Raw genomic sequence first — 19,965 nt, forward strand, 5'->3', positions numbered from 1 at the left:
GATGACCGCGTCAGGGGTTCTTCACGTAGGCATTGGGGCGCAGGTAGAACCACCAGTTGATCACCAGGCATAGGGCATAGAATATCGCGAAGCCGTACATGGCGAGCTCCGGCGTACCGGCCTGGATCTGTTCGCCCATCACCCGCGGGGCGATGAAGGCACCGTAGGCGGCCACGGCGGATGTCCAGCCCAGCACCGGGCCCTTCTGGTGCTGATCGAAGATCACGCCGATGGTACGGAAGGTGGAACCGTTGCCGATGCCGCTGGCGGCGAACAGGATCACGAACAGGATCATGAACAGGGCGAAGTAGCTGTTCGGATCGGTGGCGTTGTAGGCCTGCATCATCACATAGCCGGCCGCGGCGGAGGCCACCACCATGACCACCGAGATGATCTGGGTGACGATGGAGCCGCCCACCTTGTCGGAGATCCAGCCGCCGATGGGGCGGATCAGGGCGCCGACGAAGGGGCCTATCCAGGCCCAGGTCAGAGCGCTGGGGCCATCGGGGTTGGTCACACGGGTCACGCTGCCGTCGGCTGCCACTTCCATCATGTTGCCGAAGATGACGTTGATGGAGAGCGGCAAGGCGGCGGAAAAGCCGATGAAGGAGCCGAAGGTGAGGATGTAGAGGACTGTCATCGACCAGGTGTGCTTGTTCGAGAAGATCGCGAACTGCTTCTGGATATTGGGTTTGATGTCACCGGGAATCAGGCGCAGGGCGATAACGGTAAGCACGATGGTTAGCGGGAGTGCGATCCACATGTTGAGCCATACCAGCGCCAGCATGCCGATCACGGAAGTCACCAGGCCCACGGCATAGAGGCCGAGGATCTTGCCGAATGCCTGCGCGGGGGTGCCCGGGTTAGGGGTGATGGTGCGCAGGTTGTTCATGCCGAACCAGCTCAGGAAGGCCAGCGGAATCAGGAACACCAGCCAGATAAAGCCGGCGTTCTGGATCCAGGTATCGGTGCCCGCCTCGATGCGGCCGATCAGGGTGCCGCTGGAACTTTGTAGTTCCATTGAGCCGCCGGCGATGGCACCGAAGATTCCCACGGTCATCACCAGCGGGATCAGGATCTGCATGGTGGTAACACCGAAGTTCCCCAGCCCCGCGTTCATGCCCAGGGCGTAGCCTTGCTGCTTCTTGGGGAAGAAGGTCGAGATGTTGCTCATCGAGGCGGCGAAGTTGCCGCCGCCGATACCCGAGAGCAGTGCCAGCATCTGGAAGACCCAGAATGGCGTGTCGGGATTCATCAGCGCCACGCCGGTGCCGAGCGCCGGGATCATCAGCAGGGCAGTAGTCAGGAAGACGGTATTGCGCCCGCCGGCGATACGTATCATGAACGAGGCGGGTATGCGCAGGGTGGCGCCGGACAGCCCGGCCAGGGCAGTCAATGTGAACAGCTGGCTCACCGTGAAGGGGAAGCCCAGGTTCTGCATCTGGGTGGTGATCATGCCCCACATCAACCACACCGCAAAGCCCATCAGCAGGCTGGGAATGGAGATCCACAGGTTGCGGTTGGCAATCTTCTTGCCGCTGCGTTGCCAGAATTCGTCGTTTTCGACATCCCAGTGTTCGATATCGCCATTCGTCTTGCCGGACTTCACGACAGGACCCCCGATATCGGTATCTGTCTTGGCCATGGTGATTTCCCCTTGGTGGTTCCGCTGCCCCCGGCTTGCGACCTATGGCCTGACCGGGATCAATTCAGGTTCGTATGGCGCAAAGATACGCCGCGCGTAAGGGCGGCGAAACTGGCCGAAACGGCCGTAAAATCAGCGGAATACCACTTGAGGGGTAGCGGGGGTAGGCGTCTAACTGGCTGTTATGAAAGCATTTGCAAACGACGGCCGGGAAGGGGGCGGCGCCTTGGCGGCGCCTTGAAGTCTTTGGAGGTATCCACACAGAACCTACCGTTCTATGCCTTCCTGCACGGCCCACACCGCCGCTTCGACTCGCGAGCGCAGGTTGAGCTTCTTCAGCAGGTGCTTGACGTGCACCTTGACGGTCCCTTCGGTGATCTCGAGCTTGCGGGCGATCAGCTTGTTGGAGAGCCCGGCGGCCAGCTCTCGCAATATCTCGCGCTCGCGCTGGGTCAGGCTGTGGATATCGGGCGTGGCCGGTGCCGCACGCTGGTTGCGCAGCGCTTCGGCGAGCAAGGCGGTAAGGCTTTCGCTCACCACCATGCGGCCCAGGGCCACCTGTCTCAGCTGGCGTACCATCTCCTCGGGCTCCATGTCCTTGAGCAGGTAGCCGTCGGCGCCGCCGCGCAAGGCGGCGACCAGGTCCTCTTCATGGTCGGAGACGGTGAACATCACCACCCGTCCGGTGAATCCTTCCTCGCGCAGCGCCTTGAGGGTCTGGATACCGTCCATGCCCGGCATGTTGAGATCGAGTAGCACCATGTCCGGATCCAGCTCGATGGCCAGGCGCACGCCCTCCTCGGGCTCGCCGGTATCGCCGACCAGCTCCAGATCATCCTCCAACTCCAGTAGCTGGGCCACGCCGCGGCGTAACAGTGGGTGGTCGTCAATGATCAGGATACTGGCAGGCGTCTCGTTGATTGGCTGGACCATATCGATTCAGTTTCCTTTCTCTTCAGTGATTGCGGTCGGCAACGGCTGCCGGGTGATCAGGCGCGCCGTCTGCGGAGTGAAGATCAGCTCGACCCGGGTGCCTCCTTCGGTGCGGTTGGTCAGCGTGAGTTCGCCGCCCAGGGTGTGGGCCCGATCGCGCATGATGACGAGTCCATAGTGCATGGGTGGGGACTCATCGTCCGCCAGGCCCACGCCGTCGTCCTCGATGCGCAGCACGATACGGGCATCCTGGAAGTACACCGTAACGGCGGCCCAGTGCGCCTGGGCGTGCTTGTGTATATTGCTCAGGGCCTCCCTGGCGATCTGCAGGACATGGATCTCTTCATTGGGATTGAGCAGATGGGGCGGCACGTCATAGTGCAGCGCCACCATGGCACCCATGCGATCGGAGAACTCTACCGTGGTCTGGTGAAGGGCCGACTGCAGGCCTGGACCCTCAAGCTTGAGACGGAAGGTGGTGAGCAGTTCGCGCAACTGACGATAGGCGCTGTTGAGGCCGGTACGCAGCTCGTCGAACACCGCCGCCTGGGTTTCGCGGGGGGCGTCTTTGCTCTGCATGCGCTCCAGCCGCGCCACCTGCATCTTGAGATAGGAGAGTGACTGGGCCAGCGAGTCGTGCAGTTCACGGGCAATGATGGTGCGCTCATTCATCAGCGAGATCTGCTGCTCCTCTTCGATGCGCCGCTGCAGGTAGACCGCTGTGGCCAGCTGGTCGGCCAGGGCGTTGAGCAGGCGACGAACGCTGTCGGAAAGGCGCTGGCCCTTGGGGTGCCAAATCTCCAAGGTGCCCAACATTTCTTCGCCCACGCTGACCGGCAGCAGCAGGCAATCGCCCCCTTCTGTATCCGCCAGCCGCATGGGGCTCGGATCGATCAGGCAGGCGTGGCAGTCATGGTCGCGACAGTAGTCCGGACGCCTGGCGGAGCGGGTAGCGAGGATCGGAATCTGACGGTTGTCATGGGGGTCGTTGAGCGACAGCCGGATGGGGCCGATCTCCAGCAGTTGCTCGACTTGGCGCAGCATGGGGGCGGCGCTGGCACACAGGTCGTTGCCGCCGCCGTAGAGCCAGCGGCTGCCATCGTGCAGTACCTGCATCACCTGGCTGCTGCGCTCCAGCTCCCGGGTCTTGTCGGCTACCCGCTCTTCCAGCTCGGCATAGCTGGACGCAAGCTGCTCCGCCATGGTGTCGAAGGTGCGACCGAGCATCGCCAGTTCGTCGTTGCCGCTGAGTCGGATGCGCTGTGAAAAATTGCGCCGTGCGGCTTCCCGGGCAAGTACCATCAACTGGCGCAGTGGTGCTACGAGGTTGTGGCGAATATCGTAGAGGGCAATGATCAGTACCACGGCGGTCAAGCCCAGGAACAGGATCTGCAGCGCGCTGAGCAGGCGAATCTTGGCTTCGGTGTTCTGCTCGAGTTGATTGACCATGGTATCGATCTCGCCCACCAGGCCATCAAGGGCACGATTGAGCGAGTCGATACGCACGTACTGGCTGGCAACGGCTTCGCCTACCTCGGGAGCCAGCTCGTTGTGCCAGCGAGACAGCACCAGGCGATACTGACGACGCAGCTCATGGGCCTCGGAGACGGGAATCGCGCCGGTTAGTGCGTCGCTGGCCAGTCGCTCCTCGAAGCGACGCTTGAGTACGTTTACCTCGGCCTGATGAACCATCAAGGGTGTCCGTTCGTAGCGCTGCAAGGCGCCGACGATCTGATAGGTGTTCATGCGCAGCGAGCCCGCCACGTTGATGGCCGCGGCATCGCCTCGACTGCCTCCGGCGACCGCCATGGTCACTACGATACTGATCAGCGCCATGGCGCTGATCGCCAGCAGCGAGGCCACGATGCGGGCCACCAGGGAGCGTTGCAGCAGTTTCATCGCCAGGTGCGGTCTCCGAAGTATTACGAGGGTAGGCAGCCACTATACCCCAGTGGGTAGCCGCTGCACCTCACCCTATTAGGTAGCGGCGGCACCCCATTAAGGGGTACCTCGCTTGCCCTTTTGACGCTGTGGGCACGGGTGACGAGAATTCTTTGGACCACTCCCTCGGAACCACCGTTCATGATGTCTGCCGAAAAAGCCCCAACGGCGGGCCTGCAGGGCGACTATCGTTCGCTGGTGGTCGTGCTGCTGTCACCGCTTGCCTTCGCGCTGGTGTTCGCCAGCTGGACCATCTTCGCTGTGTTGGGCGTCGAGTTGAAGAGTGCGCTGAATTTCGGCGAGGTGCAGTTCTCCGTGTTGCTGGCCATGCCGATGCTCACCGGGGCACTGTCGGCCCTGCCTTTGGCGGCCCTGGCAAATCGCGTCGGCGGCCGACGGGTGATGATTGGCTGCCTGCTGCTGATCTGCCCCTTCCTGTGGGCTATCGCCCACTCCCGGGAGTACGGTGACTTTCTGCTGGCGGGTGCCGGGCTGGGGTTGGGGGCCGGCTCATTGGCGGCAGGCCTGGTCTACGTCTCCGCTCTCTGCCCGCGCCGCCACGCCGGCCTGGCGCTGGGGCTCTATGGCGCCGGCATGCTGGGTGCCGGGCTCACCTATTTCCTGTTGCCGCTGATCAGCCAGGCCTATGGCTGGCCCATGGCGCCAAAGCTCTTCCTGCTGCCGATACTGCTGGTGGCGGGGCTGCTGTGGCTGTTCGCCGAGGATGAACCACACCCCGAGGTGCCCGAGCCGGATGTCCTGGACGAGGTTCCGCCCACGCCAGCAGGGCGGTGGCGAGATGGTTTCCCCTCACTGGCCGTCTGGCGGCTGGCTCTCTACTACAGCTTCTTTTATGGCGCCTTCGTGGCGCTGGCATTATGGCTGCCCGCCTATCTTGCGGCCCAGTACCAGTTGTCGCTGAAGAGCGCGGCACTCTGGGCGCTGCTGTTCACGCTGCCGGGCGGCCTGGGGCAAATCGTGGGAGGTAGCCTGGCCGATCGGCGCGACTTCCGCGATTTGCGCTGGTGGGTGAGTTCCTGCGTGATGGTCTGCCTGTTCCTGCTCTCCTACCCCGATTTCACCATGCAGATCCATGGCGTGCATGGCGACCTGACGCTGCGCTTTTCCATGCCCCTGTGGGGGTTTATCAGCCTGCTGGGGGTGATGGGGCTGGCTATGGGCATCGGCAAGGGCAGCCTGATGTGCCTGCTGCACCGCGACTACGGCGACGATATGGCTCGCTCGGGCGGGCTGGCGCTGGCCCTGGGCGGACTCTTCGCTGCCGTTTTGCCGCTGATGTTCGTGCTCGGTAACGAGTGGATCGGCGTGCGCACCGCCGGCTTCATGTTTCTCTACGCGGCGCTTGCGGTTTGCATGCTGGCCATGCTCTGGGACTCCGCAACCCATGCCGACACCCCTTCCTGACGAGGCTTATCCCCTTTCGCTCGGGTACCTATCACCTTGTGGGTAGTTGGGGTGTATATGGAGGTAACCGGGCAGTAATCCAGGTTTGGTTCCTCCAGAATCCTCTCCAAGAACCTGCCCCGACAGTCGTGTGGAACACGGCGCACGACACGGCAGGCGGGGTGGCCCGGGTGCCACGCATCATTTCAAGAAGCCTGGAGATCGACCATGAGTCACTTCTTAGATCGGCTGAATTTCTTCCGCAAGGCTCGCGAGCCCTTCGCCAATGACCATGGCGAGACCCGTGACGAATCGCGTGGCTGGGAAGACAGCTACCGGCAGCGCTGGCAGCATGACAAGGTCGTGCGCAGCACCCACGGCGTGAACTGCACCGGCTCCTGTAGCTGGAAGATCTACGTCAAGAACGGCCTGGTCACCTGGGAGACCCAGCAGACCGACTACCCGCGCACCCGCCCGGACCTGCCCAACCATGAGCCGCGTGGCTGCCCGCGTGGCGCCAGCTACTCCTGGTACATGTACAGCGCCAACCGCCTCAAGTATCCGCTGGTCAGAAAGCCGCTGCTCAAGCTGTGGCGCGATGCCCTCAAGGAGAAGAATGACCCGGTCGACGCCTGGGCCTCCATCGTCGAGGACCCGGCCAAGACCAAGCAGTACAAGCGTGCCCGCGGCATGGGTGGCTTCGTGCGCGCCAACTGGGACGAGCTCAACGAGCTGATCGCTGCCTCCAACGTCTACACCGCCAAGCAGTACGGCCCGGACCGCATCATCGGCTTTTCACCGATCCCCGCCATGTCCATGGTCAGCTACGCCGCGGGCAGCCGTTACCTGTCGCTGATCGGTGGCGTCTGCATGAGCTTCTACGATTGGTACTGCGACCTGCCGCCGGCCAGCCCCCAGACCTGGGGCGAGCAGACCGACGTGCCGGAATCGGCCGACTGGTACAACTCCGGCTACATCATCGCCTGGGGCTCCAACGTGCCCCAGACCCGTACCCCGGATGCCCACTTCTTCACCGAAGTGCGCTACAAGGGCACCAAGACCGTCTCCATCACCCCGGACTACGCCGAGGTCTCCAAGCTCACCGACGAATGGCTGTCGGTCAAGCAGGGCACCGACGCCGCGCTCGGCATGGCCATGGGCCACGTGATCCTCAAGGAGTTCCACCTCGACAACCCCAGCGCCTACTTCACCGAGTACGTGCGCCAGTACTCCGACATGCCTTTCCTGGTCGAGCTGGAGCCCCGGGAGGATGGTAGCTATGCCCCCGGCCGGCAGATGCGTGCTAGCGACTTCGAGGCGAGCCTGGGCCAGGGCAACAACCCGGAGTGGAAGACCGTCGCCTGGGACGAGACCCGCGATCAGCTGGTGGTGCCGCGCGGTTCCATCGGTTTTCGCTGGGGCGAGACCGGCGATGAGGTGGGCAAGTGGAACCTCGAGCCACTCGATGCCGAAGGCGCCGAGATCAAGCCGCTGCTGAGCCTGGCCGAGCACCATGACGACGTGGCCCGGGTCGCCTTCCCCTACTTCGGCGGCATCGCCCACGAGCACTTCGACCACGTGGCCGGCAACGAACTGCTGTTCCACAGCCTGCCTGTCAAGCGCCTGAAGAAGGCTGACGGCAGTGACGTGCTGGCGGTCACCGTCTTCGACCTGATGTGCGCCAACTACGGCATCGACCGTGGTTTCGGCAAAGAGGGAGAGGACGACGGCGCCACTGCCTACGACCAGGTCCGCCCCTACACCCCGGCCTGGCAGGAGAAGATCACCGGCGTGCCTGCCGAGCAGGTCGCTCGCATCGCCCGTGAGTTCGCCGACAACGCCGACAAGACCCAGGGTCGCTCCATGATCATCGTCGGTGCGGCGATGAACCACTGGTACCACATGGACATGAACTACCGCGGCCTGATCAACATGCTGGTCATGTGCGGCTGTATCGGTCAAAGCGGCGGCGGTTGGGCACACTACGTGGGGCAGGAGAAACTGCGCCCGCAGACCGGCTGGACCCCGCTGGCCTTCGGCCTCGACTGGCAGCGCCCGCCGCGCCACATGAACTCCACCTCCTTCTTCTACAACCACTCCTCCCAGTGGCGCTACGAGAAGCTCGAGATCAAGGAGATCCTGTCGCCGCTGGCCAAGGCCGAGGACTACCCCGGCAGCCTGATCGACTTCAACGTGCGCTCCGAGCGCATGGGCTGGCTGCCCTCCGCGCCGCAGCTCGGCACCAACCCGCTGCGCCTGGCCAAGGCCGCGGAAGCCGCCGGCATGTCCACCAAGGACTACGCCGTACAGCAGCTCAAGAGCGGCGAGCTGGCGTTTGCCGCGGAAGATCCGGACAACGCCCAGAACTTCCCGCGCAACATGTTCATCTGGCGCTCCAACCTGCTGGGCAGCTCGGGCAAGGGCCACGAGTACATGCTCAAGTACCTGCTGGGCACCCGCCACGGCATCCAGGGCAAGGACCTGGGTGACTTCGGCGGCCAGAAGCCCCAGGAAGTGAAGTGGCACGACGAGGCGCCGGAAGGCAAGCTCGACCTGGTGGTCACCCTGGACTTCCGCATGTCCTCCACCTGCCTCTATTCGGACATCGTGCTGCCCACGGCCACCTGGTACGAGAAGGACGACCTCAATACCTCGGACATGCACCCCTTCATCCACCCGCTGACCGCGGCCACCGACCCGGCGTGGGAGTCGCGCAGCGACTGGGACATCTACAAGGGCATCGCCAAGGCCTTCTCGAAGGTCTGCGTGGGACACCTGGGCGAGGAGACCGACCTGGTCACCCTGCCGCACCAGCACGACTCCCCCGCCGAGCTGGCCCAGGTCGAGGTAAAGGACTGGAAGAAGGGCGAGTGCGAGATGATCCCCGGCAAGACCATGCCGGCGCTGATCGAGGTCAAGCGCAACTATCCCGAAACCTTTGATCGCTTCACCTCCGTGGGGCCGCTGCTGGAGAGCATCGGCAACGGCGGCAAGGGGATCGCCTGGAACACCGATAGCGAGGTCGAGCTGCTCGGCAAGCTCAATCACTGCAAGCTGGACGGACCGCACAAGGGACGCCCGCAGATCGAGACGGCCATCGATGCCGCCGAGATGATCCTGACCCTGGCGCCGGAGACCAACGGCCACGTGGCGGTCAAGGCCTGGGACGCACTGTCCAAGATCACCGGCCGCGACCACACCCACCTGGCGAGGCCCAAGCAGGAGGAGAAGATCCGCTTCCGCGACGTGGTCGCCCAGCCGCGCAAGATCATCTCGAGCCCGACCTGGTCCGGCCTGGAGGACGAGCACGTCTCCTACAACGCCGGCTACACCAACGTCCACGAGATGATTCCGTGGCGCACCGTCAGCGGCCGCCAGCAGTTCTACCAGGATCACCCCTGGATGCGCGCCTTCGGCGAGAGCCTGCTGGTCTACCGTCCGCCGATCAACACCAAGACGGTCACCGGGTTCGACCTGCCCGAGGACAACGGCTATCCGACCAAGGCGCTGAACTGGATCACCCCGCACCAGAAGTGGGGTATCCACTCCACCTACAGCGACAACCTGCTGATGCTGACGCTGAACCGCGGCGGCCCGGTGGTGTGGATGTCGGAGACCGATGCCCAGGAGATCGGCATCGAGGACAACGACTGGATCGAGCTCTACAACGCCAACGGCGCCATCACCGCGCGGGCCATCGTCAGCCAGCGGGTCAAGGCCGGCATGGTGATGATGTACCACGCCCAGGAACGCAACGTGAACGTGCCGGGCTCCGAGGTCACCAAGACCCGCGGCGGCATGCACAACTCCGTGACCCGGGTCTGCCCCAAGCCGACCCACATGATCGGCGGCTACGCACAGCTCTCTTACAGCTTCAACTACTACGGAACCGTTGGCTCCAACCGCGATGAATTCGTCCTGATACGCAAGATGAAGAGAATCGACTGGCTGGACGGCGAAGGCAACGACAGCGTTCAGGAGGCCGTGAAATGAAAATTCGTTCCCAGGTAGGCATGGTCCTCAACCTCGACAAGTGCATCGGCTGTCACACCTGCTCGATCACCTGCAAGAACGTCTGGACCAGCCGTGAAGGCATGGAATACGCCTGGTTCAACAACGTCGAGACCAAGCCCGGCATCGGTTACCCGAAGGAGTGGGAGAACCAGAAGAAGTGGAAGGGTGGCTGGCTGCGTCGTGCCGATGGCAAGATCGAGCCGCGCATCGGCGGCAAGTGGCGGGTGCTGGCGAACATCTTCGCCAACCCCGACCTGCCCGAACTCGACGACTACTACGAGCCGTTCGACTTCGACTACGAGCACCTGCATACCGCCAAGCAGGCCGATCACCAGCCGGTGGCGCGTCCGCGCTCGCTGGTCTCCGGCGAGCGCATGAAGAAGATCGAATGGGGTCCCAACTGGGAGGAGATCCTCGGCACCGAATTCGCAAAGCGGCGCAAGGATTCCAACTTTGAGAAGATCCAGGCCGACATCTACGGCCAGTTCGAAAACACCTTCATGATGTACCTGCCGCGCCTGTGCGAGCACTGCTTGAACCCGACCTGCGTGGCCTCGTGCCCCAGCGGCGCGATATACAAGCGGGAAGAGGACGGTATCGTCCTGATCGACCAGGACAAATGCCGCGGCTGGCGGATGTGCATCTCCGGCTGCCCGTACAAGAAGATCTACTACAACTGGAAGACTGGTAAGTCCGAGAAGTGCATCTTCTGCTACCCGCGTATCGAGGCGGGCATGCCGACCATCTGCTCCGAAACCTGCGTGGGGCGCATCCGCTACCTCGGCGTGCTGCTCTATGACGCCGACCGCATCGAGGAAGTGGCCAGCTCGCCGGATGAGCGCGACCTCTACCATCGTCAGCGCGAGATATTCCTGGACCCCAACGACCCGGAAGTGATCGCTCAGGCGAAGAGGGACGGCATCACCGACAACGTGATCAAGGCCGCCCAGGCATCGCCTGTCTACAAGATGGCCATGGAATGGGGGCTGGCGTTGCCGCTGCACCCGGAATACCGCACCCTGCCGATGGTCTGGTACGTGCCGCCCCTGTCGCCGATCCAGTCGGCCGCCGAGGCCGGCAAGATCGAGTACGACGGCGTGCTGCCCAAGATCGAGTCGCTGCGCATCCCGGTGAGGTATCTCGCCAACATGCTCACCGCCGGTGAGGAGGAGCCCGTGGTGCTGGCGCTCAAGCGGCTGATGGCGATGCGTGTCTTCATGCGCAACCGGCACGTGGAAGGCAAGCACGATACCGAGGTGCTCGACGCCGTGGGCCTCTCCGAGGCCCAGGTGGAGGAGATGTATCGCTATCTCGCCATCGCCAACTACGAGGACCGCTTCGTGATCCCCACCAGCCATCGCGAGATGGCCACCGAGGCCTTCCCGGAGCGCGGAGGCTGCGGCTTCAGCTTCGGCGACGGCTGTCACGGTGAGAGCAAGCCAAGCTTGTTCAACGGTCGTTCCCAGACCTCCCTGCTGGTCAAACCGGTGGACGTCTTCGATCCCAAGGCCGCGGCCGGGAAGACGGCTGCCAAGGAGAAGCACCATGGCTGATGTCGCACTCCAGTTACCCCAGGCCGAGCTTGGCATGCGCAGCCTGCGCGTGCTCGCCCGCCTGCTGGACTATCCGACCGAGGCGCTCCAGGGCGCCGTGGATGAGCTGATCGAGGCGATCTATGTCGAGCGCCGTCTATCGACGGCGCTGCGTGCCGACCTGATGAGCTGGTGCCAGCGCATCAGTGAGGCCGACCTGCTGGAACTGCAGTCCGAGTACGTGGCGCTGTTCGACAAGGGCCGCGCTCACTCTCTGCTGCTGTTCGAGCATGTCCATGGTGAATCCCGCGATCGTGGCCAGGCCATGGTCGACCTGATGAACGAGTACCAGCAAGCCGGCTTCGAGCTGGATGCCCGCGAACTGCCGGACTACCTGCCGCTGTTCCTGGAATATCTCTCCACCCGCAGCGAGGCCGAGATAGGCCGCTGGCTGGGTGAGATCCGCCACATCCTGGCGCTGCTGGCGGCGCGTCTGGAGGAGCGTGGCACCGACCACGCCTTGGTGATGCGCGCCCTGCTGGCGATGATCGGCGCCGAGGAGGAGGTGGAAGCCCAGCGTGAGACCGTGGTGGGTGAGAGTCGTGACGACACCCCCGAGGCGCTCGATGCGGTATGGGAAGAGGAGGCGGTGCGCTTTTCCGCCAAGTCCGATGAGGACTGCGCGCTGCAGTCCGCCGAAGGGCGCCGTCTGGCCGAGCGCAAGCGCGAGACTCAGAGCCAGCCGGTACGGATCATGTCACCCGGGGCGGATGCGCCTCGCGTGAGCGGTCGTTAACAGGAGAACTGTCATGTTTGACGCCATATCCACCTATCTCAATCACCTGATCTACGGCTACTACCCGTACCTGGTTGGTACCGTCTTCCTGATCGGCAGCCTGATGCGCTACGACCATGGCCAGTTCACCTGGAAGACCGGCTCCAGCCAGATGCTGTCGTCGAAGAACATGCGCCTGGCCAGCAACCTGTTCCATGTCGGCATCATCGTGATCTTCTTCGGCCACCTGTTCGGCATGCTGACCCCGCACTGGATGTACGACCGGTTCCTGGATCCCGGCACCAAGCAGCTTCTCGCCATCGTGGTGGGCGGCATCGCCGGTGCCATGTGCGTGGTGGGTGGTGCCATGCTGCTGCATCGCCGCCTCACCAACGTCCGGGTTCGGGCCTCATCGAGCACCATGGATACCGCCATCCTCGGCCTGATCGTGTTCCAGGCGGCGCTGGGAATGGTCACCATCCTCTTCTCCCTGGGTCACATGGATGGCGAGATGATGGTTACCCTGGCCAGCTGGGCCCAGGCGATCGTCTTCTTCGGCGGCGGCGCCGCCTACTACATGGATGAGGTCTCCTGGATCTACAAGCTGCACATCTTCGTCGGCCTGACCATCATTCTGCTGTTCCCATTCTCGCGGTTGGTGCATGTCTGGAGCGTGCCGTTCGGGTATATCACTAGGCGCTACCAGCTGGTCCGCCGCCGGGGCTAAGTACAAGCTGGCAGAGCTCGGCCAGACGTTGTTGGAGATCGACTTAAAATGCTCATTTACAAACACGTAAACTCCGCTTTTTCGTCGATCTCCGCCTAGTATGGCCATCGCTCGCTCGCTCGCTCAGCTTCGCGAGTCTCGGAGCTTCCCGTGAGGGGCGCCGGGGACAGGCCGAAGAGGAGGTCCTTCGCCATGGGTGAGGAGCACTGCTCCGAACGGGCTGACCATCGCTCGCTCAGCTTCGCGAATAATGGCACCACCGAGCGGGCCGGGGACAGGTGGACGAGGAGGTCTTTTTCCAGGGATGGAAAAAGTAGCGTCCAGGGAAGGATTCACAGCGCCTCCTCGGAAACCTGGTCCCCGGGCCTGCTCCGGCAAGATTATTGAGGTGAATGACATGCAAATGATCGAGATCGAACAGCTGCCGGGCCGCGTCACCCCGCCGCCCATCAGGGTCGGCGGCAAGGCCATCGACGAAGAGAGCATCGCCCGGGAGATGCAGTACCATCCCGCGGGAACCGCCGGTGAGGCGCAGCTCCAGGCCGCACGAGCACTGGTCGTTCGCGAGCTGCTGCGTCAGCGTGCCGTCGAGCTGGGCCTGGTGGCGGCCGACGAGGCCGAGGAAGGCGACAGCGACGCCGCCATCGCCGGTCTTCTGGAGCAGGAACTGGTGGTGCCGGAACCCACGGAGGCTGACTGCCGGCGCTTTTTCGATGCTGCTCCGGAGCGCTTCAGCGAGCCTACCCGGCTGGCCGTTCGCCACATCCTGCTGGCCGCCGCGCCGGACGATGTGCCGTCCCGTGATGCCCAGTACCGCTTGGGTGAGACGCTGATCGCAGAGATGGAATATAATCCCGAACGCTTCACCGAATTCGCCATGCGCCACTCGGCGTGTCCATCGAAGGAGGAGGGTGGCGAGCTGGGCTGGCTTGCGCCGGGACAGACCGTCGGTGAACTGGACCGTGCCCTGCAGCACCTCCCCGAAGGGCTCCACGAGCGGCCGCTGGCCTCGCGCTATGGCTGGCACGTGATCCTGATCGATCAGCGTGCCGAGGGTCAGCCACTGCCCTTCGAGCAGGTGGTCGACCGCGTGCGTCACAACCTGCGTGAGCAGGCGACGCGCCGCGCCCTGCGCCACTACCTGCTGGCGCTAGAGGCCGAGGTGGGCGTCGAGGGAATTGCCCTTGACGATGATGGTGCCGGTAGTCTCATGCAATAGGAGCTCATGATGTCCCATGTTCACGCTGATACCCCCTTCGCACCGCTCGGTATCGCCGTGCTGACCGTATCCGATACGCGTGGCTTCGACCGCGACGGCAGTGGCGATCTGCTCAGCGAGCGCCTGTCCGAGGCGGGCCATGCGTTGGTCGAGCGACGTATCGTGCCTGACGATATCTACCGTATCCGGGCGACCGTATCGAAGTGGGTGGTACGCGAGGATATACAGGTAATCCTGGTCAACGGGGGGACGGGATTCACCACTCGGGATACCACGCCGGAAGCACTGACACCGCTCTTCGACAGGGCGGTCGACGGATACGGCGAGCTGTTCCGTCAGCTCTCCTACCAGACGATCGGCACATCCACGATCCAGTCCCGTGCCGTGGCGGGCGTCGCCAACGGCACGCTGATATTCGCCATGCCCGGATCGCCCAAGGCCTGTGCCACCGCCTGGGATGGCATCCTTCTCGCCCAGCTCGATGCCCGCACCCGACCGTGCAACTTCGTGGCTATGGTACTGCCCGAACAGTCGCGCTGTGTCACGCGAAGCGCCGAAGCGGCACCTGATCACGGTCAAGGAGCGCACGCATGAGCTGTGCCAGTCTTGCCAAAGGTCTACTCGACCTGGATGTCGCCAGGGCGCAAATGATCGCTGCGGCCGAGGTGGTCCAGGGTGAAGAGTCCGTGGCACTCGACCAGGCCTTCGGCAGGGTGCTGTCGCGCGACCTTACCGCCCGCCTGGATATGCCGGGCATCGACAACAGCGCGATGGACGGCTATGCCCTGCGTGTGTCGGAACTCGGGGAGCGGGGTCTACCCGTCGTCCTGCGGGTGCCGGCGGGGGCAGCGGTCTCGACGCTGCCCGAAGGCGGCTGTGCGCGCATCTTCACCGGCGCACCGGTGCCCACGGGTGCCGACTGCGTGATTCCCCAGGAGCGAGTCACGCTGGATGATGAGGGCTGCATACATGTCAGCGGCGAGGCGAGGTCGGGGGCCAACATTCGCTGCCGGGGCGAGGAGTACCGTGCTGGCGATGCCCTGCTACCGGCAGGTTCGACCCTCAATGCTCCGGCTCTGGCCATGCTGGCGAGCCAGGGGATAGCCGAGGTTCCGGTATTGCCGCGCCTGACGGTGGCGTTGATCTCCACCGGCGACGAGCTGATCGAACCCGGCGAGCCTTGCCTGCCGGAACAGGTCTACAACAGCAATCGTGTGATGTTAAAAGCGCTGCTCGAGCAGGCGAGCTGCGAGGTGCTTGACCTTGGCATCATCGGTGATACGGCAGAGGCGCTGCATGCAGCCTTGACCACCGCCCGCGACAGCGCCGACCTGGTAATCTGCACCGGCGGCGTATCGGTGGGAGAGGAGGACCATGTCCGTCCGGTGCTCGAGGCGTTGGGCGGAGTGGTGTTTCACGGCGTGGCGATCAAGCCCGGCAAGCCCTTCGCGTTCGGCTTCCTGGACGATGATTCGGCAAAGGGTGTACCGCTCATCGCATTGCCGGGGAATCCGGTGGCGTCGCTGGTGGGGTGGCAGTTCCTGGCCAGGCCCTTCGTCCATGGGTGCCAGGGGCGCTCCGTCGAACCATTACAAAAATTCAGTGTTCGTGCCGGCTTTTCGCGGCGCGCCAGCCCGGGACGTCGTGAGTTGCTGCGAGTCGTGCTCGACTGGCAACATGGCCTTCCAGTAGCCTTTATTGCTGGTGGGCAGGGGTCGCACATGCTGCGGGCAGCCAGCCAGGCACACGGCTATCTGATGATGGCCGCCGATACTGATGTGGAGGAAGGTCATGAATACCCCTATCTGCCCGCCGGACAATTCGTCGGCTGACCTGCTGTTCAAGCCCAAGCAGCTGCGCGAGCTGGTCCACGGTGTGCCGTGGCTGGGTGGACTCGATGAAGACAAAGTGACGTCGCTGCTGGAAGACTCCGAGCTGCGCGCACTGAAGAGTCGCGAGTGGCTGTTTCGTCAGGATGCCCCAGCCCATTGGTTGTATATCGTCATCAACGGCGCTGTGCGCCTGACGCGCGCCGCGGGGGATGGACGCCTGGCCACCATTCGCTGCGTGGAGCGCGGCGGCACCCTGGGCGAGCTGAGTATGGTATCGAGCGCCGGTGTCTATCTCTACTCGGCGGAAGCGCTGCGCCGTACCCATGTGCTGACCATTCCGGCCCAGCGCTGTCGCGACATCATGGATCGCCAGCCCGCCTGTCGTGCCGAATTCATGAGCCGCCTGGCCCTCGAGCTGACCGAGCGGCTCGAGGACTTGGCGCTGTTGACCCAGGCGGATGCCATGTCGCGGCTGGTCAGCTATGTTCTGCGCCAGCTGCCTGCCGGCCGCTCGAAGTCGCAGCGGGTGGTGCGCCTCTCCATACCCAAGCGCTGGCTTGCCGCCCAGCTCGCCATGACACCCGAGACCTTGTCGCGGCTACTGGCCAAGTTGCGCGACTGCGGAGCCATCAATATCGACCGTCAGCGCCTGGTGGTGCTCGATGAGCAGAAGCTGCGTGACGCCATGATGACGGATGACTAGACAGGTGACAGACTGGCCTGTCGCAAGGGGAGGCAACATGTCCCGCACTATCAAGAAGCCGCGCACCCTGGTCTACTCCTGTTCCGGTTGTTCTGACGTTGCACAGCTGGCCAACGACGTCGCCCTGTCACTCGATCACACCGGGGTGGCGGAGATGTCTTGTATCGCCGGCGTAGGCGGTGGTGTGCCCGGCCTGGTTAAGACCGCCCGCTCCGGGCGCCCCATCGTCGCCATCGACGGCTGTCAGATGCACTGTGTCACCCACTGCCTGGCCAACGCTGACGTCATTGCCACCGAACACGTCAAGCTCTATGAGCAGGGCTTTCGCAAGCGGCGCGGCCAGAACTACGACGACGACACCGTCAACGAGGTCGTCGAGCAGGTTGGCGAGCTGATAGCCCGCCTGCCGATGAAAACGATTCCCGCCACTGAGCGCAACTAACGGGACGGGTTCGAATTCGTGTCACCCGGCCGTGGATTACGATACATGATCATGCCGGGCCTGGAAGCGTTGCAGCTCTCGGACTCGTGGCGTCTGCCCGGTGAAGATCTCTACGTAGGCGGGTATGCGCCGCATGCGCACCTCGAGCGCCTCCTGGGTCTTCATCGAGATATAGCCGATCTGGGTGAGGTAGATGGTGCGGCCGCGGACGTTGGCCGCCAGCGGTTCATGGCCGTAGCGCTCGAACATACGCGTCAGCGCCTCGATGCGCGCTTCGTCCGCGGTATCAATCTCCCTTGATACCTCCTCGGACTGCAGCGCCCAGCTACGCATCGCGAACTCCAGTTGGGAGTCGAAAAGCCCGGAATCCAGCCAGCAGTCGAAGACGTTGAGAATCGCTTCGGTAATGCTCTCGGCATAGGCTTCGGTCTGCCCTACCAGTCCTTGGGTGTTCTTCTCCCGCCAGCGCTCAACCAGCGCGTTCAGCAACGCCTCGCGATCCTTGAAAAACCAGTAGAAGCTGGTGCGCGAGACCTCGAGCCGCTTGGCCAGCGGCAGGATCCGCACGCTATCCACACCGGAGTCGAGCAGCAGCTCGAAGGCGGCATCGAGCCAGGCGTCGCGGGAGCCTTTCCATTTGGTGCTGTGGTCACTGCCGGTTGGCATCGAGAGGGTCTCCCTGTTTCGGGTGCCAGGCCACTATATATCCTTGACCAGCCGCAGGGCATCGTAGATCGCCGCGTGGGTATTACGCGACTCGATGGCATCGCCGATGCGGAACAGCTGGAAGCTGCCGTCCGGGTTACGGACAACCGCCTGAGTCCGGCCGGTGATCAGGTCCTCGTAGTCCACCTCGCCGCCGTTGCTTGAATGTGGCTTCAGCTCGAAGTAGACGTCGGCCATTGGCGTGATGCCGTAGTTGACCACCACCTGGTCGATGCGCCGCTCCTGGTCCAGGTCCAACTGATCCTGAACGGCATAGTCGCTGGTGATCCTGGCGAGCAGCTCGCCGCCGTCGCGCTGCACGGACTTCAGCCGGTAGGTGGGCGTGAAGGTGACGTTGGGCCGCTGCAGGGCGCGCATGTAGGGCACCAGGTTCATGGCCATGATCTCCGCCGAGAAGGTGCGGTCCGGCGTCATGATCTCGAGCTCGGCCCCGGTGGCGGCTATGATTTCCGCCGCCTGCATGGCGGCATGATCGCCGGCATCGTCGAACAGCAATACCCGGCTGCCCGAGGCCACGTGCCCGGAAAGGATGTCCCAGGTGTTGACCACCAGATCGCTGCCGACCTCGGGCTGGTATTCCAGGGGATAGCCGCCGGTGGCCACGATCACTACATCCGGCTTCTCGGCGAGCACGTCCTCGACCTCGGCCCAGATGCCGTAGCGGATCTCGACGCCGAGTGCCTCGCAGCGTTCCAGGCGCCAGTCGATGATGCCCATCATCTCGCGACGGCGCTCGCTCTTCGCTGTGAGGCGCACCTGGCCGCCGGCATCGCTGGCAGCTTCCAGTACCACGACCTCGTGACCCCGCTCACCGGCGACGCGGGCGGCCTCCAGCCCTGCGGGTCCGGCGCCGATGATCACCACCCGCCGCTTCTGCGTTGCCTTGGGGATGGTGTGGGGCATGGTGGTTTCGCGCCCGGTGGCGGCGTTGTGGATGCAGTAGGCGGCGCCGCCCTGGTAGATGCGGTCGAGGCAGTAGTTGGCGCCGACGCAGGGGCGGATCTCTTCCTCGCGGCCTTCCATGATCTTGCGCACGATGTGCGGGTCGGCCATGTGGGCGCGGGTCATGCCGATCATGTCGACCTTGCCCGAGGCGATGGCATGGCGCGCGGTGGCGACGTCCTGGATCTTGGCGCCATGGAAGGTGGGGAAGTCCACCTGTCGACGGATCTCTCCGGCGAAGTCCAGGTGCGGGGCGCTCGGCATGCCCTGGATGGGAATCACGTCGGTGAGCCCGGCATCGGTGTCGATATGACCGCGAACCACGTTGAGGAAGTCGACCAGGCCGCTCTCCTTCAGGCGCCACGAGATCGCCATCCCGTCGTTGGCCGTCAGTCCGCCCGGCAGCATCTCGTCGCCGGTATAGCGCACCCCGACGATGAAATCCTCACCGACTCGCTGGCGAATGGCGCACAGCACGTCGAAGGTGAAACGCAGCCGGTTGTCGAGATCGCCCCCGTAGGGTGCCTCGAGGGTATTGGTCAGCGATGACCAGAACTGGTCCATTAGGTGGCCATAGGCCTGCAGCTCGATGCCGTCGAGGCCGGCGGCGTGCATACGTTCGGCGGCGTCGGCATAGTCACGGATCAGACGCTCGATGTCCCACTCCTCCACCTGCTTGGGAAAGGCACGGTGGGAGGCTTCACGACGATGCGAGGCCGATACCGCCGGTAGCCAGTCGCCCTTGTCCCAGCGGGTACGCCGCCCCAGATGCGTCAGCTGAATCATCACCGCGGTGCCGTGTTCATGGCAGGCGTCGGTGAGCTCGCGCATCCAGGGCACCACCTCGTCCTTGTAGGCCAGGATGTTGTTGAACACCGGAGGGCTGTCCTTGGCTACCGCTGCTGATCCTGCAGTCATGGTCAGGCCAAGACCGGCCCGGGCCCGCTCGACGTGATATTCACGATAAAGCGCCTTGGGCATCCCCTCCTCGGGGTAGGCGGGCTCGTGGGACGTCATCATCAGCCGGTTCTTCAGCGTGAGATGCTTGAGCTGGAAGGGCTGCAGCAGCGGATCGTTGGCCATGGCCAGGCCTCCATCTTGTTGTCTGTCTCACAACAGTAGTGATGGAT

15 protein-coding genes are annotated in these 19,965 nt (G+C 63.8%); 10 read left to right on the top strand and 5 right to left on the bottom strand.

Annotation, left to right across the window (positions count from 1 at the left end):
• Positions 1-10 precede the first annotated feature (10 nt).
• From DU490_RS03370 to DU490_RS03380, 3 genes are all read right to left on the bottom strand, one after another.
• On the bottom strand, positions 11-1,645 hold the full coding sequence (locus tag DU490_RS03370) for an antiporter (protein WP_114572927.1): 1,635 nt from the start codon (positions 1,643-1,645) through the stop codon (positions 11-13).
• Between the two features lie 267 nt (positions 1,646-1,912).
• Positions 1,913-2,578, bottom strand: coding sequence for a two-component system response regulator NarL (gene narL, locus DU490_RS03375; RefSeq protein WP_114572928.1), 666 nt, complete (start codon positions 2,576-2,578; stop codon positions 1,913-1,915).
• 6 nt (positions 2,579-2,584) lie between these two features.
• Positions 2,585-4,477 (bottom strand): histidine kinase, encoded by a 1,893-nt coding sequence (locus DU490_RS03380; protein WP_114572929.1) that lies wholly within the window; start codon positions 4,475-4,477, stop codon positions 2,585-2,587.
• A 183-nt stretch (positions 4,478-4,660) separates the two neighbouring features.
• Between DU490_RS03380 and DU490_RS03385 the strand changes: the two genes are divergently transcribed.
• The 10 genes from DU490_RS03385 (at position 4,661) to DU490_RS03430 (ending at position 17,167) form a co-directional block, all read left to right on the top strand.
• Positions 4,661-5,944 carry an MFS transporter gene (locus DU490_RS03385; protein ID WP_114572930.1) on the top strand — a complete coding sequence of 428 codons (1,284 nt, stop codon included), beginning with the start codon at positions 4,661-4,663 and terminating at the stop codon, positions 5,942-5,944.
• Between the two features lie 207 nt (positions 5,945-6,151).
• On the top strand, positions 6,152-9,916 hold the full coding sequence (locus DU490_RS03390; protein WP_114572931.1) for a nitrate reductase subunit alpha: 3,765 nt from the start codon (positions 6,152-6,154) through the stop codon (positions 9,914-9,916).
• Positions 9,913-11,490 carry a nitrate reductase subunit beta gene (gene narH, locus DU490_RS03395; protein ID WP_114572932.1) on the top strand — a complete coding sequence of 526 codons (1,578 nt, stop codon included), beginning with the start codon at positions 9,913-9,915 and terminating at the stop codon, positions 11,488-11,490. Before DU490_RS03390 ends, narH begins: the two co-directional genes overlap by 4 nt.
• Entirely contained in the window at positions 11,483-12,265 is a 783-nt protein-coding gene (narJ, locus tag DU490_RS03400; RefSeq protein WP_114572933.1) for a nitrate reductase molybdenum cofactor assembly chaperone, read from the top strand. The genes narH and narJ overlap by 8 nt, the downstream gene beginning before the upstream one ends.
• A 13-nt stretch (positions 12,266-12,278) precedes the next feature.
• Positions 12,279-12,971 carry a respiratory nitrate reductase subunit gamma gene (gene narI, locus DU490_RS03405; RefSeq protein WP_114572934.1) on the top strand — a complete coding sequence of 231 codons (693 nt, stop codon included), beginning with the start codon at positions 12,279-12,281 and terminating at the stop codon, positions 12,969-12,971.
• A 397-nt stretch (positions 12,972-13,368) separates the two neighbouring features.
• On the top strand, positions 13,369-14,190 hold the full coding sequence (locus DU490_RS03410; protein WP_114572935.1) for a peptidylprolyl isomerase: 822 nt from the start codon (positions 13,369-13,371) through the stop codon (positions 14,188-14,190).
• A 9-nt stretch (positions 14,191-14,199) separates the two neighbouring features.
• The gene (gene moaB, locus DU490_RS03415) at positions 14,200-14,784 is read left to right on the top strand and encodes a molybdenum cofactor biosynthesis protein B (protein ID WP_114572936.1); all 585 of its coding nucleotides are present in this window, start codon (positions 14,200-14,202) and stop codon (positions 14,782-14,784) included.
• On the top strand, positions 14,781-16,022 hold the full coding sequence (gene glp, locus DU490_RS03420; protein WP_114572937.1) for a gephyrin-like molybdotransferase Glp: 1,242 nt from the start codon (positions 14,781-14,783) through the stop codon (positions 16,020-16,022). The genes moaB and glp overlap by 4 nt, the downstream gene beginning before the upstream one ends.
• Entirely contained in the window at positions 15,982-16,725 is a 744-nt protein-coding gene (locus DU490_RS03425) for a Crp/Fnr family transcriptional regulator (protein WP_114572938.1), read from the top strand. The genes glp and DU490_RS03425 overlap by 41 nt, the downstream gene beginning before the upstream one ends.
• 37 nt (positions 16,726-16,762) lie before the next feature.
• Entirely contained in the window at positions 16,763-17,167 is a 405-nt protein-coding gene (locus DU490_RS03430) for a putative zinc-binding protein (protein WP_114572939.1), read from the top strand.
• A gap of 36 nt (positions 17,168-17,203) precedes the next feature.
• On the opposite strand, the gene DU490_RS03435 is transcribed toward DU490_RS03430, so the two are convergent.
• Both DU490_RS03435 and DU490_RS03440 read right to left on the bottom strand, forming a co-directional pair.
• Complete coding sequence (locus DU490_RS03435) at positions 17,204-17,833, bottom strand: TetR/AcrR family transcriptional regulator (RefSeq protein ID WP_114572940.1); 630 nt, start codon at positions 17,831-17,833, stop codon at positions 17,204-17,206.
• 33 nt (positions 17,834-17,866) lie between these two features.
• Positions 17,867-19,918 (bottom strand): NADH:flavin oxidoreductase, encoded by a 2,052-nt coding sequence (locus DU490_RS03440; protein ID WP_114572941.1) that lies wholly within the window; start codon positions 19,916-19,918, stop codon positions 17,867-17,869.
• Positions 19,919-19,965 lie beyond the last annotated feature (47 nt).

Origin of the sequence: Halomonas sp. DQ26W, from assembly GCF_003339685.1 — a bacterium.
Classification (GTDB): Bacteria; Pseudomonadota; Gammaproteobacteria; order Pseudomonadales; family Halomonadaceae; genus Halomonas.

Coding starts and splice junctions, on each gene's coding strand:
- narL (WP_114572928.1), bottom strand. CDS start 2,578: ATGGTCCAGCCAATCAACGAGACGCCTGCCAGTATCCTGATCATTGAC.
- narJ (WP_114572933.1), top strand. CDS start 11,483: ATGGCTGATGTCGCACTCCAGTTACCCCAGGCCGAGCTTGGCATGCGC.
- DU490_RS03430 (WP_114572939.1), top strand. CDS start 16,763: ATGTCCCGCACTATCAAGAAGCCGCGCACCCTGGTCTACTCCTGTTCC.
- narH (WP_114572932.1), top strand. CDS start 9,913: ATGAAAATTCGTTCCCAGGTAGGCATGGTCCTCAACCTCGACAAGTGC.
- DU490_RS03370 (WP_114572927.1), bottom strand. CDS start 1,645: ATGGCCAAGACAGATACCGATATCGGGGGTCCTGTCGTGAAGTCCGGC.
- moaB (WP_114572936.1), top strand. CDS start 14,200: ATGTCCCATGTTCACGCTGATACCCCCTTCGCACCGCTCGGTATCGCC.
- DU490_RS03385 (WP_114572930.1), top strand. CDS start 4,661: ATGATGTCTGCCGAAAAAGCCCCAACGGCGGGCCTGCAGGGCGACTAT.
- DU490_RS03390 (WP_114572931.1), top strand. CDS start 6,152: ATGAGTCACTTCTTAGATCGGCTGAATTTCTTCCGCAAGGCTCGCGAG.
- glp (WP_114572937.1), top strand. CDS start 14,781: ATGAGCTGTGCCAGTCTTGCCAAAGGTCTACTCGACCTGGATGTCGCC.
- DU490_RS03440 (WP_114572941.1), bottom strand. CDS start 19,918: ATGGCCAACGATCCGCTGCTGCAGCCCTTCCAGCTCAAGCATCTCACG.
- DU490_RS03380 (WP_114572929.1), bottom strand. CDS start 4,477: ATGAAACTGCTGCAACGCTCCCTGGTGGCCCGCATCGTGGCCTCGCTG.
- DU490_RS03410 (WP_114572935.1), top strand. CDS start 13,369: ATGCAAATGATCGAGATCGAACAGCTGCCGGGCCGCGTCACCCCGCCG.
- narI (WP_114572934.1), top strand. CDS start 12,279: ATGTTTGACGCCATATCCACCTATCTCAATCACCTGATCTACGGCTAC.
- DU490_RS03425 (WP_114572938.1), top strand. CDS start 15,982: ATGAATACCCCTATCTGCCCGCCGGACAATTCGTCGGCTGACCTGCTG.
- DU490_RS03435 (WP_114572940.1), bottom strand. CDS start 17,833: ATGCCAACCGGCAGTGACCACAGCACCAAATGGAAAGGCTCCCGCGAC.